17 protein-coding genes are annotated in these 18,358 nt (G+C 53.8%); all 17 read right to left on the reverse strand.

Going from position 1 to position 18,358, the window contains the following annotated elements:
* Positions 1 to 357 precede the first annotated feature (357 nt).
* The 17 genes from EJQ19_RS27815 to EJQ19_RS27890 all read right to left on the reverse strand — a co-directional run bounded on the left by EJQ19_RS27815 (position 358) and on the right by EJQ19_RS27890 (position 18,299).
* Entirely contained in the window at positions 358 to 1,281 is a 924-nt protein-coding gene (locus tag EJQ19_RS27815; protein WP_126144495.1) for a YbjN domain-containing protein, read from the reverse strand.
* Between the two features lie 36 nt (positions 1,282 to 1,317).
* A complete protein-coding gene (locus EJQ19_RS27820; protein WP_126144496.1) occupies positions 1,318 to 4,356 on the reverse strand; it encodes a hypothetical protein in 3,039 nt (1,012 codons plus the stop codon).
* Between the two features lie 139 nt (positions 4,357 to 4,495).
* Positions 4,496 to 5,101, reverse strand: a complete 606-nt coding sequence (locus EJQ19_RS27825; protein WP_126144497.1) for a nitroreductase family protein — start codon at positions 5,099 to 5,101, stop codon at positions 4,496 to 4,498.
* Positions 5,102 to 5,139: 38 nt separating this feature from the next.
* Entirely contained in the window at positions 5,140 to 6,183 is a 1,044-nt protein-coding gene (locus EJQ19_RS27830) for an ABC transporter substrate-binding protein (RefSeq protein ID WP_241243111.1), read from the reverse strand.
* Positions 6,184 to 6,219: 36 nt separating this feature from the next.
* Positions 6,220 to 6,558, reverse strand: a complete 339-nt coding sequence (locus EJQ19_RS27835; RefSeq protein ID WP_126144498.1) for a 4Fe-4S dicluster domain-containing protein — start codon at positions 6,556 to 6,558, stop codon at positions 6,220 to 6,222.
* Positions 6,555 to 8,159, reverse strand: coding sequence for an FAD-dependent oxidoreductase (locus tag EJQ19_RS27840; protein ID WP_126144499.1), 1,605 nt, complete (start codon positions 8,157 to 8,159; stop codon positions 6,555 to 6,557). The genes EJQ19_RS27835 and EJQ19_RS27840 overlap by 4 nt, the downstream gene beginning before the upstream one ends.
* A gap of 186 nt (positions 8,160 to 8,345) precedes the next feature.
* Positions 8,346 to 8,690: a 4Fe-4S dicluster domain-containing protein gene (locus EJQ19_RS27845; protein WP_126144500.1), complete on the reverse strand. Its 345-nt coding sequence runs from the start codon at positions 8,688 to 8,690 to the stop codon at positions 8,346 to 8,348.
* Positions 8,687 to 10,285: an FAD-dependent oxidoreductase gene (locus EJQ19_RS27850; protein WP_126144501.1), complete on the reverse strand. Its 1,599-nt coding sequence runs from the start codon at positions 10,283 to 10,285 to the stop codon at positions 8,687 to 8,689. The genes EJQ19_RS27845 and EJQ19_RS27850 overlap by 4 nt, the downstream gene beginning before the upstream one ends.
* Before the next feature lie 31 nt (positions 10,286 to 10,316).
* Complete coding sequence (locus EJQ19_RS27855; RefSeq protein ID WP_126144502.1) at positions 10,317 to 11,177, reverse strand: ABC transporter permease; 861 nt, start codon at positions 11,175 to 11,177, stop codon at positions 10,317 to 10,319.
* A gap of 60 nt (positions 11,178 to 11,237) precedes the next feature.
* On the reverse strand, positions 11,238 to 12,071 hold the full coding sequence (locus tag EJQ19_RS27860; protein WP_126144525.1) for an ABC transporter permease: 834 nt from the start codon (positions 12,069 to 12,071) through the stop codon (positions 11,238 to 11,240).
* A 36-nt stretch (positions 12,072 to 12,107) separates the two neighbouring features.
* Positions 12,108 to 12,884, reverse strand: a complete 777-nt coding sequence (locus EJQ19_RS27865) for an ABC transporter ATP-binding protein (protein WP_126144503.1) — start codon at positions 12,882 to 12,884, stop codon at positions 12,108 to 12,110.
* 209 nt (positions 12,885 to 13,093) lie between these two features.
* Positions 13,094 to 13,267, reverse strand: coding sequence for a hypothetical protein (locus EJQ19_RS32035; RefSeq protein WP_164716750.1), 174 nt, complete (start codon positions 13,265 to 13,267; stop codon positions 13,094 to 13,096).
* A gap of 165 nt (positions 13,268 to 13,432) precedes the next feature.
* Positions 13,433 to 14,068, reverse strand: a complete 636-nt coding sequence (locus EJQ19_RS27870) for an FMN-dependent NADH-azoreductase (protein ID WP_126144504.1) — start codon at positions 14,066 to 14,068, stop codon at positions 13,433 to 13,435.
* A 190-nt stretch (positions 14,069 to 14,258) separates the two neighbouring features.
* A complete protein-coding gene (locus EJQ19_RS27875; protein WP_241243113.1) occupies positions 14,259 to 15,023 on the reverse strand; it encodes a polysaccharide deacetylase family protein in 765 nt (254 codons plus the stop codon).
* A 35-nt stretch (positions 15,024 to 15,058) separates the two neighbouring features.
* The gene (locus tag EJQ19_RS27880; RefSeq protein ID WP_164716752.1) at positions 15,059 to 16,180 is read right to left on the reverse strand and encodes an MGDG synthase family glycosyltransferase; all 1,122 of its coding nucleotides are present in this window, start codon (positions 16,178 to 16,180) and stop codon (positions 15,059 to 15,061) included.
* Positions 16,181 to 16,197: 17 nt separating this feature from the next.
* Entirely contained in the window at positions 16,198 to 17,628 is a 1,431-nt protein-coding gene (locus tag EJQ19_RS27885; RefSeq protein ID WP_126144507.1) for a HAMP domain-containing sensor histidine kinase, read from the reverse strand.
* Positions 17,625 to 18,299, reverse strand: coding sequence for a response regulator transcription factor (locus EJQ19_RS27890; RefSeq protein WP_126144508.1), 675 nt, complete (start codon positions 18,297 to 18,299; stop codon positions 17,625 to 17,627). The genes EJQ19_RS27885 and EJQ19_RS27890 overlap by 4 nt, the downstream gene beginning before the upstream one ends.
* Positions 18,300 to 18,358 lie beyond the last annotated feature (59 nt).

Genomic DNA, 18,358 nt, shown 5'->3' on the forward strand with positions numbered 1-18,358 from the left:
AAGATGTGTATAAGAGACAGTCGCTTTTCAATACTGCGAACCATTCATTCGCTAAAACCTCGTCGATAACTGTCGCTGGTTTCATGTGGTAGCCTCCCTCTCCGCAAGCCGCCTGTCGCAATGAACAAAAAAACTATAGACCCAGGTCACTAGCAATACCCGGTTCCATAGTTAGGAAAGTTACATTTTCCCCGCAACCGCGCAACAATGTCACGCGAGTGCGAACGGCAGCGATTCAATTTGAATTCAGTATACGAAGAGGGTGGGAAGACGTCAATCCAATCGCGAGAAACTTGGCTTCATGCCTCATTGGTTTGTACCTCGTTACAAAGGAATTAGCGGTTACTTCGCCTCGATTCAAATTCGCCCCGCCAATAGCTGAAAATAATAATCCATCATCTCCACGTTCGTCGTAAACAATCGCTGGAACAAGGCCGGTGTCAACGCTGCCTGCTCCACATCGAGGCTCGTGCGATAACGCAGTTCCCCGTCGGACGGATCCAACTCGAAGTTGCCGATAACAAGATCGTAATTCTCCTCGTTCAGATATACGGCCAACTCCGCCCTTTGCGCTTCCGGGACACTGACAGGATAAACGGAATACACAAGGCACAACTGCTGCGCCTCATCCGTACGAATAAGAACGGCCCAACTGCCGTTCGCCCCGCTATACATGCAGCGGCCAATGTCGCCGTCCAGCCAATCAAAATCAAGTTCAGCCTGCGCCATATACGATTCCACCGTCTCGTGAAGGGACGGCTTCGCTGCAACAGGCAACGCCTGCACATCCGCAGCCCACTGCGTGCGGTAGCCTTTTTTCAACGTACCGCCGGCCAATGCTGCCGGCACCTCAAGCTGCTGAAGCGCTTCGGTGATCAGCCAGCATTCGCTGCACCGGAGCCGCTGCCCCTCCAAACTGTCCTCCAGGAGTGCTTGCAGCACATGTTCGGCCTCGATACCGAAGCGCAGCGCGGTTGTCAGCAGCGTATGCCTTAATACCACCCTAAGCTCCACGTCACGCCCGGCTTCCAGCGCCGCTTCCTGACCCTGCAGCCGAAAAGTGGCGTGCAACCCCATCCACGCATCGCTCGCGATAACTTGGTAAACATCCCAGCTTACCCTCACCCTGAGTCGGCATGCAGTCCCATCGCCGGCAGTGGAGAGCGCAACCTGGGTCAACACCGCATCCAGCGTCTCTCCGGTTAAGGTTAAGAAAGCAATCGGGTGTTCCAATTCGAGCCTCGATTGCTCAGGCCCACCCCCTGTTTGTGCATCTGCCATCGTTCAACCTCCTCCCGTTCTTACTGTCAATTCACATTATGGCGTCGTTGTCGGAGCCGGCCGATCCTGGCCGCCGCCTGCAAACCCGAGGCCTTCATACTTCGTCGTCTTCCCCTTGGCAAATTCCAGCTTGCCGAGGCGCTTCGCCTTCTCGACCGCCACTTTGACGATTTCCGCATCGACTTCCAGCGATTTTACCTGGCTGGCCTCAATCGAAATCTCCCAATTGCCCGGCTGATCCCAGCCCTCGTATTCCTTCTTGAAGGCTACACCCAGCTTCAACGCGTTAGAAAGGCCGATTTTATTCACCGTTTCAATACTCGAAGCGCTATCGTCTTGTCCCGGCAGCCAGGAACGCATCGTGTCGTTCACCGTCTCGTCGCCTTGGATTTTCTCGGCAAAGCTGGTGCCAATATCGTCAAAATAGTTGCCGGTGAACAACGCGTCGCTGCCCGCATCCAGCACCGTTCCCGCCGTGCGCTTGCCTTTGTCCGCTTCAACCTCACTGCTGAACGCTTTCTTGAGCAGCGCCGACACGTTTTTGCCGCCGCCGATGGCAGCTGTTACAATCTTGGACACATAGTTCGTAAAATCGCCGCCTTCTTCCCCGAATTGGGAAGGAATCGTCGCAGAAAGCTCAAGGCCGAGTTCTTTCAAGATCCATTCACCCGCCTCATTCCGAGTCTTCGTGATCGACCCTTCCAGACCGAAAGCGACCTTGTCCTTGCCGAAGCCAATCTCGATTTCCGTGCCGGCTTCAACTGTCGTATTCAGCTCGCCTTTGCCAATCGCGCTCTTCCCGTTTGCAAGCCGTTCGGTTGCAGTCAGCATGCGGGCTCCGGTTGCGTCTTTGCCTTTTTTCTCAATAATTTCCTTATTGTACTTGCTGAGCCGCTTGAACGCCACTTCCGCCGAGAATTCGGCCACACCGACGTTTGCTTCCATCGCCAGCTTGGCGAGGCCGCCGACGTTGATTTCCGATTCGTCTACCAAATGCTGTTCTTCGACCATCATCGCCCATTTCTCGGCTTCGACCAGCTTCGAATCACCCGACCTGCCGCCTTTGCCCCAGAAGTGGCCAGCCGCTGCCGAACTGATCGTCGCCATTTCTCGATACAGACCGTACGACAGCAAATTCATGACACTATCCGTATCTTTTCCTTTTCCTTCCAAAAACAACCCAAACCGAGCATTCGCATCAAAACCGAACGTTGTAAACCCAGCGCCGAAAGTAAGCTGCGAATTGACCGTTAAGTCTTCGGCCTCGCGCTCCGCTTCGCCTCCAAAGCCGAATAAGAAATACGCATGGCCGCCACCGGCCGCAGAAGCAACCGGAATTTTCAGTTCAAATTCCAGCGAGGAAGAATCCCCTGGATTCGGCGTAGAGATATCGATCAGCTTGCCGATTTTGGCAAAACCGCTGTTGAGGTCCGGCGCTTCGACCGATTTTGTAATGACCGTTTTGGCCATTTTCTTCGTTTTGTCATTATCCTGAATATCGGCGATAACTTGCTGCGTTTTGGCGGGATCCGGTCTTGTGGCCGCAGTTGTTCCAACTGCCTTCGTCCCTTTCGTCACCTTTCTGGCTTCCAGGACGGCAAGATCCTTCTTCTCCTTGAGCAGTTTCTCTGCTTGAGCCGTGGCTGCCTTCACGCCGGCCGCGCGAATTTGCTCACGCGTAGAGCCGGATTTTCTCGCGACTTCGTAAGCTGCGCTTTTCCCGATGTTTGTGAGCGCAGTAATCGTATCATTTTTCGGCGTCAGCGCCTCAATAATCGCATCCGCCTCAGTCGCCATGACCTCATCGACGAGCTGTTTGGAATCTTTATAGGCAATGGCCTTCGTCGCCATTTTCATATATTCCGCTTTCATCGGCGAATTCATCGCAGCGGTCAGCGCCGGGCTCGGGGACGTGCCACTTGTACCGCCACCGGCAGAAGCCGGGCTCTGCGACCGTGTAATCTCTGCTTCAATCTGCTGATTCACTTTCTCACGTGCAGCAGTTTTGAGTTTGTCGCGGAACTCGTTTAATTCCTTGCTTCGTCTAAACTCTCCGCGCCCGACACCGAGCTTGAGCAGCACCGCTTGCTTCATAGGCTGATGAAGCGTCGTTCTATAAATGTTTTCCATATCGTAAACGTTACGATCGTTACCGGTTGCATCCTTCTCCGTTTTCACAACGGTTTTGTCAACCAACTCATTCTCGAGGCCGATACGATTTGTTAATTCCGCGGTTCCGGTCGTGCCTACATCGATGCGGTCGAAGCCGCCGGCGCCGCCGGAAGCTGTCGATGCAAATTTGGTCACGATCGCCGTTTTGGAAGTGGCCAGCGCGTTTGCGATCAGGATTTTGGAGCGCGTAGCCAGCAACTTCTCGGCGTCCTTCGCTGCTTTCGACTTCTGCTTGGTGAATGCGGACTCGTTCAGGCTTGGCGTGACCAAATCGTAAGCTTTGTTCGCTTCTGCTGTCAGATCCCTTTTCTTCTCCTCGGCAAACTGGCTAACCGTCAATTCCCCTGCATAGGAAGTCAGCTTTGCCTGCATAATGCCCTCTGCGCCGTCCTTGGCAAATTTCAGCGCATCCGCTCGCTGCTCCGCTGTACCGGTGGCTCCCATACTCGCCTCGATCTCAGCGATGACCTTGTCTTTGACACTTTGCCGGATCGTTGCTGCTTTTGAGTCCGATGTAAGGTATGTTTTCAGAGCCGCTTCAAGTTTCGCCCGAATATCCGTAAAAGCCGTATTCACAAGTGGTGTCACTTTTGCATCGCGCTCAGCATCCATGCTCTCCTTGCGTTCCTCCGCCGGCGTTTTCACAGGCGCGCTTCCCTGCTGGACAGAAGCTGTTGATGATAGGCCCCCAGCCCGCTGAACGATCGGCGAAACGGTGCCCATCCGCTGGACCATATGTTGGACAGCCCGATTGCCCATTGTTCTCTGCATTTGCATAATGCGTGCCGTCGACAGCTGCCTTGCATCCAGCGTGCCTGATGCCGCCGTTTCGGTCGTGCTTGTCTGCAATTCCGGCGTTGCCTGGCCTTTCGTACTCCGCTGCGCAGATGCGTGTTCACTCACAAATAAGCCCCCTACTGGCTTCAGCAACCAACGATTCTAGGTTTTTCCGTTACGTTCATTGTAGCATTAGACCTAGGACGCGTATACAAAAAACCGCTAAAATTGTCGATTCATTTTAGCGGTTTGGTTCCCAATCTATTTATTTAAAAATGCTTTCGTTTAGCGGGCGGCGACCGTTTGGCAGCTCCCGATCCCGCAAGCTCTCAGGGAGCGTATCGCGCGAACCGCGGTAACCTAGGGCAATGACGGCATGAAGTTCGTACTCGTCAGGAATGCTCAGCACTTCGCGTGCTTTGTCGCGTTCATAGCCGCCGACCGCACGTGTCGCCAGTCCCAGCAGATGAGCCTGAAAAGCGATGGACGCCCAGGCTGCGCCCGTGTCGAACGCATGAGCTCCATTCGGCTCGCCATCCTGCCGAAGCTTATGAGACAGCAGCAAAAGCAGCACTGGCGCATGATCCGTCCAAAGACGGTTGTTCGGTTTGATAAACGCTTGGAAATGCTCCTTCTCCGCTTCCGTCGTTGCTACGACAAAACGCCAAGGCTGCAAATTGCTTGAAGACGGCGCCCAACGCGCAGCCTCCAGAATTGTGTTCAGCGTCTCCGGCGATACCTCTTTGTCATCAAAAGCGCGGGACGACCAGCGGTTCAAAAAAATCGGATGAACCGGATATTCCGCATTACGGTGCTCTTGTACTTCTTGAAGCAAGTCTTCATTCAATTGTCCGAATTGTGCCGTTGTCATAGAAAAGCGTCCTTTCTCATCGCGGGTCAGCCTCGCGTTTATTTTAAAATCCATTGATTCAAGTCAAAATCTTTCTCTGCAAGCTTCTCATCAACCAAGAACTGCTTCGTTCCTTCCAACAGCTTCACGCCGTCGTCCGTAAAATTCACGTCTTTAATGGTGGAAATCGGAGACACTTGCTTGTTGAGTTCAGGAGTAAATCCATTCAGTTGAGATAGAAATTGATAGTATTCGTCCGGCTTGGATGCCAAGTCCTTATAAGCTTTGAGTCTCGCTTCGTTCCACACCTTCTGGAATCCCGGGAATTTCTTCAAGTAATCCTCCGAGACCACCGTAATACTCGTTCCGATGAGATTCGGATGTTTCGTGGCATCGTCAATCAGGGGATAGCCTTGCTCGATCTGTTTGAGCGCAAAAATTGCGCTGTTCGTCATGGCATCAACCTCGCCACGGGATAAAGCCGCTTCACCGTCCGGGCGAAGCATATGGATAAATTTCACATCCGGCACTTTTTGCTCTTTCACGAGCCCTGCAATATAGCGGTGCATAAAGGAGCCTTTTTGAATGGCCACGGTCTTGCCCTTCAGATCGGCAATGGACGTTGGGCCGCCTTTTTTGCCGATTAAGTAGCCGATGCTTTCCGTTGCGCCTTGTGTAATCGCCCGCGTCTTCGCGCCCGTGGAACGCGCCAACAGTGCCGGGGTATCTCCCAGACTGCCGATATCAAGTCTGCCGCTGATCAGCGATTCGCTCTGATCCGGACCATTCGGGAATGCCGTGAGCTTCACTTCCGTAATACCGTATTTCTTCAATTCCTCTTGAATAATGCCTTTATAGAAGCCCCAGCCTTCCGCTCCGCCAGGAAAATTCAGCTTGTTCGTCCCGATGTAGCCGTAATTGAGCACGCTCGGCGGTTTAACGGCCGCAGCTGCCGTTTCCTCAGCTTTCCCTGCTGCCGGCTGCGAGCTGCTTGCCGATCCGTTGCCGCAAGCAGAAGCAAAGGCTGTCAGCAAGCCCATAAGCACGACCAATTGTACGGTACGGAATCGTCCGTTGCCTGAGTTACGCTTGTTCCAAATCATAATGAAAGTATGCTCCTCTCCATGTCCAGCGACAGCTTATGAGCCAACCGCAGATCTCTTCGCCAATTCATACATATAGGGATGCTCGGCCACAGGCCTGCGCCCGCGTCCCCAGCCGACTTTCTCGCGATAACCGCCAATCAGCCCTTGTTCGTCCAACAGCTCTTCCTGGATCACTGTCGGCTTCTCGGCATCCGGTGCTACATACAGCGCATCCGCCGGGCAATACAATTCGCACATAAAGCAAGTCTGGCAATCGCTTTGTCTCGCAATAACGGGGATGCCATCCTCTCCTTTATCGAATACGTTCGTCGGGCAGACGGACACGCATAAATTGCACTCCACACACTTCGTAGCGCTGACAAGCTCAATCATATCGTAACGGCCTCCTTGTTAACCTCTTGTTGTCGCGTCCAGATCTGATCCAGACCTCCGGTAATCAAGCGATATTGCTGGGACGCATCCAATTGCGGGAAATCGTCGCGTTTATGCATGCCACGCGTTTCCGTCCGCTCTAGCGCGGTATTGTACATCCATCTTGCTGTTGCCGCCATCGCCGTTGCTTCCCGATGGCGAACCCCTTCAATATCGCGGGTCGTCACGCGCTCCCGCAAATCCGACCAGAGATGATCAAGTCTGGTTAAAGAATCTGTAAGCCCTTCCTGCGTTCGGAACAAATTGCGGTCATACGGCTGTACCTCTGCCTGAACCGCGCGTGTCGCCTCGAGCGAGCGGGCAGTTGACGCGCTTGCATCCGATCCGGCAAAAGCCGTCGTCGACACGCGGTTCAACTCGCGGCTTGTTTGTTTATCGCCAAGCGTCTTGGCGTACTGGGCCGCCCCTTCCCCGGCGAACGAGCCTGACGACATCGCCCAAGCGGCATTGTGGCTGCCGCCGCCGGTGAAGCCGCCGCAGATCAGCTCGCGCGTTGCAGCGTCACCCGCTGCGTACAAGCCCGGCACCGCCGTCGCGCAATGCTCGTCAACGATGCGAATGCCGCCCGTGCCCCGGACCGTGCCTTCCAGCCGCAGCGTCACCGGGAATTTATCTTTGAACGGGTTGATGCCCAACCGGTCAAACGGCAGGAAGAAATTCGTTTGGTTCACGCGCAGCAAAGGCTGAATATCGTCCGGCGCTTGATCCAGCGAAGCGTACACCTGCCGGCCTTGCTGCAAATTCCGCGCGATGATCGAGCGTCCGCGCTGGGAACCTGCGCCCTCGACAATCGTACCGTCCTCGTAGTAGAAAGACGCGTACCGATAATACGCCGTTTTGGTAACCGAGGAGAACGTCGGGCAGATGGCATAGGCATTCGAGAATTCCATACCGGAGAAATCCGCCCCGGCTTCCGCCGCCAACAAGTACCCGTCGCCGGTCAACACGTTTGTGCCGAGCGCTTTGCTGAGGAACGCGCAGCCACCGGTTGCAATGACGACGGCTCCCGCCTTCACCGTCCAGGTTTGGCCGGTTTGCGTCCGCACACCGGTCGCGCCGCCGACACCGTGCTCATCGGCGAGCAGCTCAAGCACCGGGCTGTGGTCCAGAATTTGAACGCCGGCCTTTTGCACCAGCTTGCGCATCAATTTCATATACTCCGGTCCTTGGAGACCCCTTTTGTAAGGCTCGCCAAGATCGTCTTTCGGAAACGGATAGCCCCACGCGCCAAGCTTGTTCATGTTCTCGTACGTGCGGTCCAGCACACGGTTCATCCAGCGGGTTTCGGCCAGCTGTCCGCCGAGTTGAAACCGGCTTAATCTCGCTTCTTCTCTCAGCTTCTCATCCGGCTTGATATACCATACCCCAGTGCCTGATGGCGCCGTAGCCCCGCTGGTGCCGCAATATCCCTTATCCGCCAAGATGACCTTGGCTCCTTGCGTTGCCGCCGTTAAAGCCGCCCAGGTGCCGGCCGGTCCCCCGCCAATCACCAGGACATCAGCCGTCAATCGGAGTTCACTGTCTTCCCACACATTTGCCATTACCCATAACCTCCCTAGAATTGGTACAACAAAAAAGAGGCATCCCTGTCGTCAGGAATGCCTCCGTGTGTACGGTTGGCCTCGCTTGCTTCAGCTCTATTCTCTTTCCCGTTAATACCTACTTGTTTAATCGGATTATACGCATCATATCGCTAATTTTTTATAACGTCAATAGAAAAATTCAATTCATGACCCGCGCTTCGGTAAAATCCGGTCAATGAACGGCGTCGTATCGAGCTCAGCCAGCGTTGTCCGCCCTTTGCCCCAGCCGATGATCTCCCGCCAGCTGCCCAATACGCCGCCGTCAGCCAGCTCCTTCTCGGAAGGCGGAGCCTCCAAGGGATCGGCAAACGGCGCAACATACAGCGCGTCTACCGGGCAATAGACCTCGCAAATATAGCAAGTTTGGCAATCGTCCTGACGGGCAATTACCGGGATGCCGTCCGCCCCCTTATCGAACACGTTCGTCGGACATACCCGGACGCACTGATTGCAAGCTACGCAGCGCTCTGCGCTTACCACCTCGATCATCGTACAGTCACCTCCTGATGCTGAAACGCCTCAGGCCGAACGTGAATGTGATCGAAGCCAGAGACCGTCAGCCGATGCTGTTGAAGCGGATCCGTTTCCGGATATTCCAGGAAACGGTGAAGCCCGCGCGACTCCTTGCGCGCCAGCGCGGCGGCGTACATCCAGCGCGCCGTTGCGAGCATCGCGGCCGCTTCTCTCGCCCGCACCCGCCCCTGCACCGTGGGCGAGGCTGCGGCGCCCTGGATGCCGCTCCACAGGGCATCCAGGCGCGCCAGCGACTCCCGCAGCACAGGCTCGCTGCGGAAATAATTGATGTCCAGCGGAAACACTTCCCGCTGGACCGCCTCAACCAAGGCGGCTGCGTCCAGCTCAGCCGCCGCTGACGCCTTGCCCGCGACGCCATAGCGGCCCGCGGGCTGCGGGTTGCGCCCGGCCGCGCTGCGCCCCAGCGCCAGCGCATGCGTCGCCGCTCCGGCGCCCGCCCACGTGCCGGAGGAAATCGCCCAGGAGGCGTTGAACGCGCCTCCGCCCGACTTCGCCCCCGTGACACGTTCACGGGTGGCCGCATCGCCGGCGGCATAAAGGCCCGGCACCGAAGACGCACAGCTCTCGTCGGTGAGGCGGATGCCGCCTGTGCCACGGACGGTTCCCTCGTAGCGCAGCGTCAGCGGGAACCGTTCTTTGAACGGATCGATGCCCGCACGATCCAGCGGCAAGAAGAAAATCGCATGCGATTTTCGCAGAATTTGCTGCTTTTCTTCCGTATCCGCATGATTCAGCACTGCATACACAGGCCCTTTGCTGAGCATGTTCGGCAGAAAATCGCCGGCGCGCGGACCGCCGCCCTGCAGCACAGTGCCATCTTCAGCCGTATATGTGGCCCAGTTCAGCAGCCGACCTCTCGTCACGGTGCCGAACGCCGCACTCGGCGCATACTGACGAGTGAACTCCATGCCGGACAGCTCGGCGCCAAGCTCGGCCGCCATGAGATACCCGTCGCCGGTCAGCACATTGCAGCCGAGCCCTTTGCTCAGAAAAGCGCAGCCGCCCGTCGCCAGGACGACGGCATTCGCCCGTACTTCCCAGTCCTCGCCGGTCAGCCGGTTAATCCCCCGCGCACCGCCAACGCCGTGCTCATCGCTGAGCAGTTCAAGCGCCGGCGACTGATCGAGGATCGTAACCCCGGCGCGGCTGACTTGGCGGCGCATAATTTTCATGTATTCAGGCCCTTGCAAATGATCGCGCAGCGGCACGCCGTTCTCGTCCCGCCGGAACGGGTAGCCCCAGCTTTCGACCAGCAGGAGGCTTTCGTAGACCTGGTCCAGCACGCGATGGATCCAGGCCGGTTCCGCCAAATAGCCGCTCTCTTGATAGCGCTGCTGCACCGCTTTTTCCCGAAGCTCGGCGTCCGGCGGCAAATAAAGCAGATTGGTGCCCCCTGGGGCGGTCGCCCCGCTGGAGCCTAAGTAGCCTTTATCCGCCAGGATCACCTTGGCTCCTTGCTGTGCGGCGCTCCATGCCGCCCATGCCCCAGCAGGACCTCCCCCGATGACAAGAACATCCGCCTGCCGTTTTTTCGTACGAATCTCACTCATCTTCACGCATCCCCCTCATCTTGGATGTCCGTTATCCTTGATAGCTATCTCGCCAGCTCAGCCACGATTTCTCCAGCCACCGCACAAAAGAATCAATCGTTTTTCCAATGACGGCAAATAGAATAACCCCAACAAAAATAAGCTCGGCATTCGAATTTTGCTTGCCGTAATTAATCAGAAAGCCAATGCCCTGCTGTGAGCCAATAAGCTCTGCAACGACCAGGCCCAGCCAGGAAATTGCGACAGAGAGCCGCAAACCCAGCAGAACGCTCGGCAGAGAAGCAGGTAAAATAAGCCGAAAAATCTGTTTGGTTTTGCTGAAGCTCAGCACTTGCGCAACTTCAAACAGCTTTTGATCAACGCCACGAATCCCCAAAAACGTGTATAAATACATTGGAAAGAAAGAACCCGTCGCGATAATGCAGATTTTCGACGCCTCGCCGAATCCAAGCCACAGAATAATCAGCGGCGCAATCGCGAGATGGGGAATCATCCGCAGCATTTGAAACGAAGGATCAAGCAGCGATTCCAGCTTCTGGATAAAACCCACAAAAAAGCCGAAGACCAACCCGATCGTACCGCCGATCAGAAACCCGATGAACGCTCGCTTCAGCGAAATAGCCAAATTCGTGGACAGCTCGCCGGAAGCCAGCAGCGATTGAAATTGCTCGAGGATACGAAGCGGTGTCGGCAGAAACCCCGTAGAAATCCAGCCCAGATCCCCCGCAGCTTGCCAAACGATCAGAATAAAAAACGGTAGAATCGCACCGACGGCCACATCGTTGGCTTTTTCTTTCAAACGTCGCAAGCGATAGACGCTTTTCCCTTCGGACGCCTCGGATGAGCGAAGCCCGGGAGCGGCTTGTTGAATCATTTTTGCAGAATTGCTCATGGCATATGCCTCCTTTGTCTCTGAAATTCGTTCCGATATCTCTCAATCGCTTTTCCTTACCTACCCCTTGAAACTGTCTTTCCAACGCAGCCATCTCCGTTCGAGATAACGCACAGCGCTATCAGCCACAATGCCGAACAGAGCGAAGACGAAGATGCCGACAAAAACGACCGGCGTTTTCGAGAATTGCCGCGCATCGGACATCATATAGCCGATTCCCGACGTAGCGCCCATCAGCTCCGCGACGACAAGGCCCAGCCACGATACGCCTAGCGAGATGCGAACGCCGAGCAAAATATTCGGCAGCGCTGCAGGAATCGTGAGCCGGGTCGCCTGCTTCCAGCGGCTGAAGCCAAGCACTTTGGCGACATCGAACAGCTTGTTGTCCACTCCGCGAATGCCAAGAAAAGTATTGATGTACAATGGAAAAAAAGCGCCCTTGGCAATCAGTAAGATTTTCGCCGTCTCTCCGATCCCGAACCACAGAATAAAAAGCGGAGCAATGGCCAAATGCGGAACCATTCGCAGCATCTGAACGGTCGGGTCCAGTGCCCGTTCCGTTTGCCGGAACAAACCGACTAATGCGCCAAAAGCCAACCCGAGCGCGCCTCCCAACGCGAACCCGATCAAAGCCCGCACGATGCTGATCTTCATGTGTCCCCACAGTTCGCCGGTCTCTACCAAGCGAACCCCGGCTTGCACAATCCTGGACGGCGTCGGAAATAACAACGATGAAATAAATCCTTGATCCCCAAGGATCTGCCATGCGGCAAGGGCGAAAGCCGGCACTAAAGCGCCAAGGCCAATTCGCTGGATGCGTTGGCGCACGATGCTGCTACTGCCGTTCCACTGCGGCCGAGTAGCCAGCACCGCTTCTGAGCTAACCTGCTTCATTTGCGGAGTAGTCATCGTATACGTCCCCTCTCTTTTTTAAATTCCCGAGCTGTCAACCAATTCAAGCTCCTCGATTTTTTCAAATTCGTTCAGCACCTTCAGTCTCAGCTCTTGAAAAGAGGTCGTCGATTTCTTCCGCGGGAACGGCAGATCAATCGGTACGATATTCCGGATTGCGCCAGGCCGAGGCTTGAGAATGACAACCCGGTTGCCGAGATAAATCGCCTCATCAATATCATGCGTGACGAAAATCATCGTCGTTTTATTTTTTTGCCAAATGTCGATGAGCACTTCCTGCATATGTGTACGGGTAAACGCGTCAAGTGCGCCGAAAGGCTCGTCAAGCAGCAGCACCTTCGGACTGCGAAGCAGTGCCCTGGCAATGGCAACCCGCTGGGCCATACCGCCCGACAGCTCACGCGGATAAGCTTTCTGAAAACCTTCCAGTCGCACGAGCGCAATCAGCTCGTCGACTTTACGGCGCACATCGGCCTGCTTGAGCGATAAATCTGCCGCGATGTTTTTCTCAACCGTCAACCACGGAAACAAGCGCGGCTCTTGAAAAATAAAACCTTTGTCAATACCCGGCGCTTTAATCGGTTCGCCGCCAAGTCGAACCACACCCGTGTACTGAGCGTCCAGTCCGGCGATAATTTTTAACAGCGTGCTTTTGCCGCATCCGCTGGGGCCGATAACTGTTATGAACTCCCCTTCTTTCACATGCAGTTGAACATCGTGTAGTGCCTGCACAGCACCTTTACTTGACGTAAACGTCTTGTTTAATTGCTGGATCGTAAGCAGCGCTTCAGTCAAATCACTCAACTCCTTTATATAATAAAAAAGAGACACTCTTCTCCGATTGAGAAAAAGTGTCTCCGTTGAAACGGTGGTCACCCAAGATTCAATTGTGATCGTTGTGAACTTATGCATAGCGTAACATCCCGAGTTGTCGCCGTCAATAAAAATATCATATATTCCGATGCGTTTTATCGGATTATATGATATTTAGCGTGTTTTATATATTACATTCGGCCCGTATCAAGCCCTTCATAAGGATTGCCGCTTACAAATTTTCGCCACGACTCCTTCTTGCTCAGTTCTTTCAGCGACTCGGCTTGCGCATTTGCCGCACCTTCCTGCTCGAATACGAGACTTCCGGAACCATCGTAAAACCAAGGTCGATCCTGCTCGGACATGGATTCACCTCCAAAAAGGTTTTGGGCGCCGATGTTCCCTTCCTCTGACTTTCCATGTAAGCGCATCCAACTTAAGCTTAGCGAAAACGACGTGAAAAAGCAAGGCACCGTCCCCGGAAAAACAGAAAAAAAGAGCTGTGACACACAGCTCTTCCCTAATTATTATTAGAAACGTGCAGCCGCTTCCTTAGCTTTCACGATCGCATTCGCTTTAATCGTTTCCGCTTCACCTGGCGCAGCCGCCATACCTTCAACGAAGATGCCTTCGAAGCTAGGAACGCCGGTGAATTGCATGATTTTCGCCAGGTAGCTGTGGCCGGACTCGAAGCCTACAGCAGGACCTTCGGAGTAGACGCCGCCGGATGCTTGGATGTGCAGCGCTTTTTTGTCATTTAGCAAACCAACTGGGCCTTGCTCTGTGTATTTGAATGTTTTGCCTGCCGAGCAAATCGCATCGATGTAGGCTTTCAGAACCGGCGGGAAGGAGAAGTTCCACATTGGAGAGACGTATACATATTTGTCAGCCGCGACATATTGGTCAACAATTTGACCGAGACGGGCAATTTTCGCTTGCTCATCGGCAGTCAGCGTGTCAAACGCGGCGCCGGAACGCAGTTTGTTCCAACCGTTCAATACATCGCCGTCGATTTGCGGTACGTTTTCTTTGAACAAATCAAGATGAATAATTTCGTCGCCTGGGTTAGCTTGGCGATAAGCGTCAATGAACTCTTTGCCGACAGCCATGCTGAAGGAAGTTTGGTGGTCGTTCGGATTTGCCGTAATGTAAAGAACAGTTGCCATGATCTCACTCTCTCATTCTGTAATTTTATTTGTTACATTTCTCATTATAACTTATTTAAAATAAGTTGCAAGCAAATATTTATTTGATTGTAAAAACATATTTACTAATATATCTGTAAATTTCATCTTACAAAATAAAAACCGCCTGGCTTCTTCGCCAGACGGTCGTCTTTTATCCAGACATATGCCCTTACACCTCTATGTTCTGCGAGCCGTGCTGCACGTACTCGGCCTGCTTCGCCTCCAAACGAATTTTGTCATCTACGCGCAGAAACACAAGCTCCTTCCGCTTGCACTCCGCCAAAAATTCCTCCAGTGCTTCCAGCATATAGCGCGGCGCAAAGCGGTCAGCGCCCAACGTCTGACCGCTATCGTGCAGTACGATGATATCGTTATGCTTGAGCCGTGCAAGCAGCTTGCGCTTTATGCGTTCTTTTCCGCCGCTGCAGCGCCAGTCTTTCACCATCAGCGTCCACAGCACAAATTGATATTTACGCGCCAGCAGGAAATCGAACACATTGATGACGCCCCACGGCGGCCTGTAATACATCGGTTTGCTGCCGGTAATTCCGACAATGACATTTTCCGTATCCTGCAGCTGCTTCCTGACTTTTTTCGGTGTCAGCAGTGCATTCGACCAATGTCGATAATTATGAATGCCGATTAAATGCCCTTCGTCTTGCATGCGTTTAATCAGTTCCGGATGCTGCTCCGCTTTCGACCCGAGCACGAAGAATGCAGCCTGGATACGGTACTTGCGAAGCAAATTCAGCAGCTGCGGCGTATACGCCGGATCAGGCCCATCATCGAATGTTAACGCAATGCCGGTCGAGCGGTTTCTTTTATAGAATGACTTTCCCCCGATTACGCGGACAATGACCGTAGGGATGAATGAATAGCCGCACAAACCGATCAAGAACCAGAACGATACGGTTTTGACATGATGAAAACTCAACAGGGTGAACTCCATAGCGGCTGCATCCTCCCTCTTTAGATAGATATCGACATCCCCTTCTGCACACAGCGGTACAAGATGTCGCTCACAATATGAACCGATGCATGACTGCGCTGCAGCGCCTCCATGCGCTCCTGTACCTCGCTCGCTATTTCCGGGTGCGCGAGGTAATAAGTGATGTTCCCGACAAGCTCTTCCAACGAATTGGAAATCGAAGCGACGCCGCGGCTCGCCAAATATCTGGCATTCTCCTTTTCCTGACCGGCATGCGGCTTATAGATGAAAATCGGAAGTTTGGACACCAGTGCTTCCGTAAGAGTAAGCCCGCCTGCCTTGGTCAAGATGCAGCACGCTTCCGCCATCATCCGCTGCATCGCCTCCACATACCCGTGGACCGTGATACGCGGATGCCCGGCGAACTGCTCGTCAAGACGCTTTTGCAGCTTATGATTATTGCCGCACACGACGTTCAGCTCGCAGTCCGGTATAACGGAGAGCTCCTGCAGCAGCTCTTCCATATAGCTGTTCACGCCGGCATCTGCCGCCATGATTAACATTTTGCGAGCTGCGGTGTTCGCCCCCTGCCCCTGCTTGCTCTGCGCAAATTCCTGGCGAATGGGAATGCCGCTGACCTTGACCCGTTCTCTGCTCACGCCACGAAACACAAGCTGCCGCTTCAGCTCCTCCGTCGCCACATAATATGTATCGACATTGGTGTGAAGCCAGCTCGCATGCAAGGCGTAGTCGGTCAGAATCGTTACGTTCTGAATCCCCATGGAACGGCAAATTTCCGGCGCGGCGCCGAACGGGAACGTATTAATAACGACATCGGGCCTTTCCTGTTCGATGAGCTCTCGCAGCTTTTTTTGCCCCAAATAGATCATCGATTTCTGAAACAGCGCCGTCTGTTTCGTCTCCCGTGTCAGATAGTAGCACCATCCATAGTAATCCAATCCAAACCGTGAGCTTTTCAGACTTGTATCGATGAGTTTGGTTGTCAGCAGATGGATAAATGGATGCCCCTCTTTCATCAGATTCACGACTTTGACATGCTCGATCCCTTGGTTGACAAATTGTTGATACAGCGCCTTGGACGCTTGAAGATGCCCATTGCCGTAGCTGGCTGTAAGAATCAATATACGCGGGTTCGCATTCATCGCTGGGATTCCACCTTTCATCGCATAGGAATATCGCTCCAAGCGGCAGGGACGAGCGGAAAGGTCAGTTCCACGCAGCTCCCCTTGCCTTCCTCACTTTCTATGGCAATCGTCCCCTGATACTGCTGTACGAGCTGTTTGGCGATCGCGAGGCCAAGTCCTGTGCCGCCGATTTCTTGATTGCGTGCTTTATCAACCCGGTAGAACCGGTCGAAAATATGCGGCAAGTCGGCAGCCGGAATGCCGATACCGTGATCTTGCACGCGAATTTGAACTGTTCTTTTTAAACAAACACCTTCGATTTCAATCGTTTTTCGATGGACGGAGTATTTCACAGCATTATCCAGCACGATCATCAGAATCTGTTCCAGATGCATCGGACTGACAAGCAGCTGGACCTCTTCAATCGTAGACAGATGATCGATAAATTGAAAGTCCGGATTCAGAATCTCGAAGCGCTTCACCGTCTCACGAATAGAAGGCACCGCCAAAATCGGCTCCGCGACAAGGGGATATTGATTCGATTCCGCTTTCGTTAACGTTAACAGCTCTTGAACGAGCTTTTTCAATCGCCTGACCTCGTAAAGAGAAGCTTCCAGCGATTCATCCAGGACGGCCGGATCCGACTTGCCCCATCGATTGAGCAGGGACAGGTGGCCTTCCAGAATCGTAATCGGCGTTCGCAATTCGTGGGAAGCATCCTCGACAAACTGCTTTTGCTGCTTGAACGAAATTTCAAGCTGCCCCATCAAATCGTTGAACATCATCGCGAGCCCCGACAGTTCATCCCCATTTTGAATATTGTCGACCCGCACGGTCAGCCCCTTCTTCTTAACGCTGCGGATCGTGGACGCCAATGCCCGAATCGGACGCATAAACGTTCTGGCAATCGCCAGCCCGCTGAGCACGCTGATAAAGACGGCCAGAACGCCTCCAATCAACATGACCCAGAGCAGCCGCTCGCTGAAATAATCGAACGTTTCCAGATTGCTGCCGAGCTCCAGCGTGCCCTGGAAACTGGCCGTGTTCAGCGGACTCCGATAGATGAGCAAATGAAAATCGCGAAACGTCGTGTCATATAGCTGAGGGGCATCCGCACGCCGCGGCGCCACCCACTCCGGATTAAAATGGTTAGCAATCGTCAGCAGTGCTTTGCCGTTATCGTCGAGAATGCGCGCGAACTGATTTTTGCCGGTGAGCTTCTCAATAAAAGAACGACTTTCCGGAAGCTGAAGATCGTTTGCAGACTTATTTTGCAGAAAATCCTGCAGTTGCATCATACCGACCTGAATCTTGTCCTCTTCCTGCTTCATCATCAACTGCTTGAGCACATGATACTGCGCAAAATTATAGGAAGCAAACAGAAGGAAAATTAGCAGCGCCGCCCCCAGCATTAATTTCCACTTAATTGGAAGTCGTCTAATCCATGTCAGCACCCATTTCTTCATCGCATCACATAACCAATACCGCGAACCGTCTGAATACAGCTCGCCTCACCGGGTACATCCAGTTTATTTCGTAAATAGCGGACATAGACGTCCACAACGTTTGTTTCAACGAGAGAGTCGAAGCCCCAGACTTGATCCAGCAGCATATCGCGCGTGAGAACCAGATGATGATTTTTCACAAACATCACGAGCAGATCGAACTCACGCTTCGTCAGATCGACCAGTTCCTCTCCCCGGTAAACGAGCCTGGCATCCAAGTCGACTCTGACAGGCCCAAAAGCAAGCTGCGCATGCCCCGCATCGCTTTCCAACTCAATGCGTCTGAACACCGCTCGAATGCGCGCGAGCAGCTCTTCAATCGCAAACGGCTTCGGAATGTAGTCATCTGCCCCGCTGTCGAAACCGGACACGCGGTCGGTCACGTTATCCCTGGCTGTGAGCATAACAATCGGCGTCTTCTTGACCGCCCGAATCCGCCCGCACACCTCAAGCCCGTTTAGCTCAGGCAGCATAATATCGAGCAAAATGAGATCCCAGTCCTCTTGCAGGGCGAGCGCCAAACCGGATTTGCCATCGTAGGCAGCCTTGACGGCGAAGGCTTCGTGCTCCAGCTCGAGCTGAATGAAGCGAACCAAGTTTTTCTCATCTTCAATGAGCAGTATGCGTTTCAGACGTATCCCTTCCTTCGCGCCATTTCTACCATTTTATCCCACAATCATGTCAGGATGTC

This window comes from Paenibacillus whitsoniae (assembly GCF_003955665.1).
GTDB lineage: Bacteria > Bacillota > Bacilli > Paenibacillales > NBRC-103111 > Paenibacillus_E > Paenibacillus_E whitsoniae.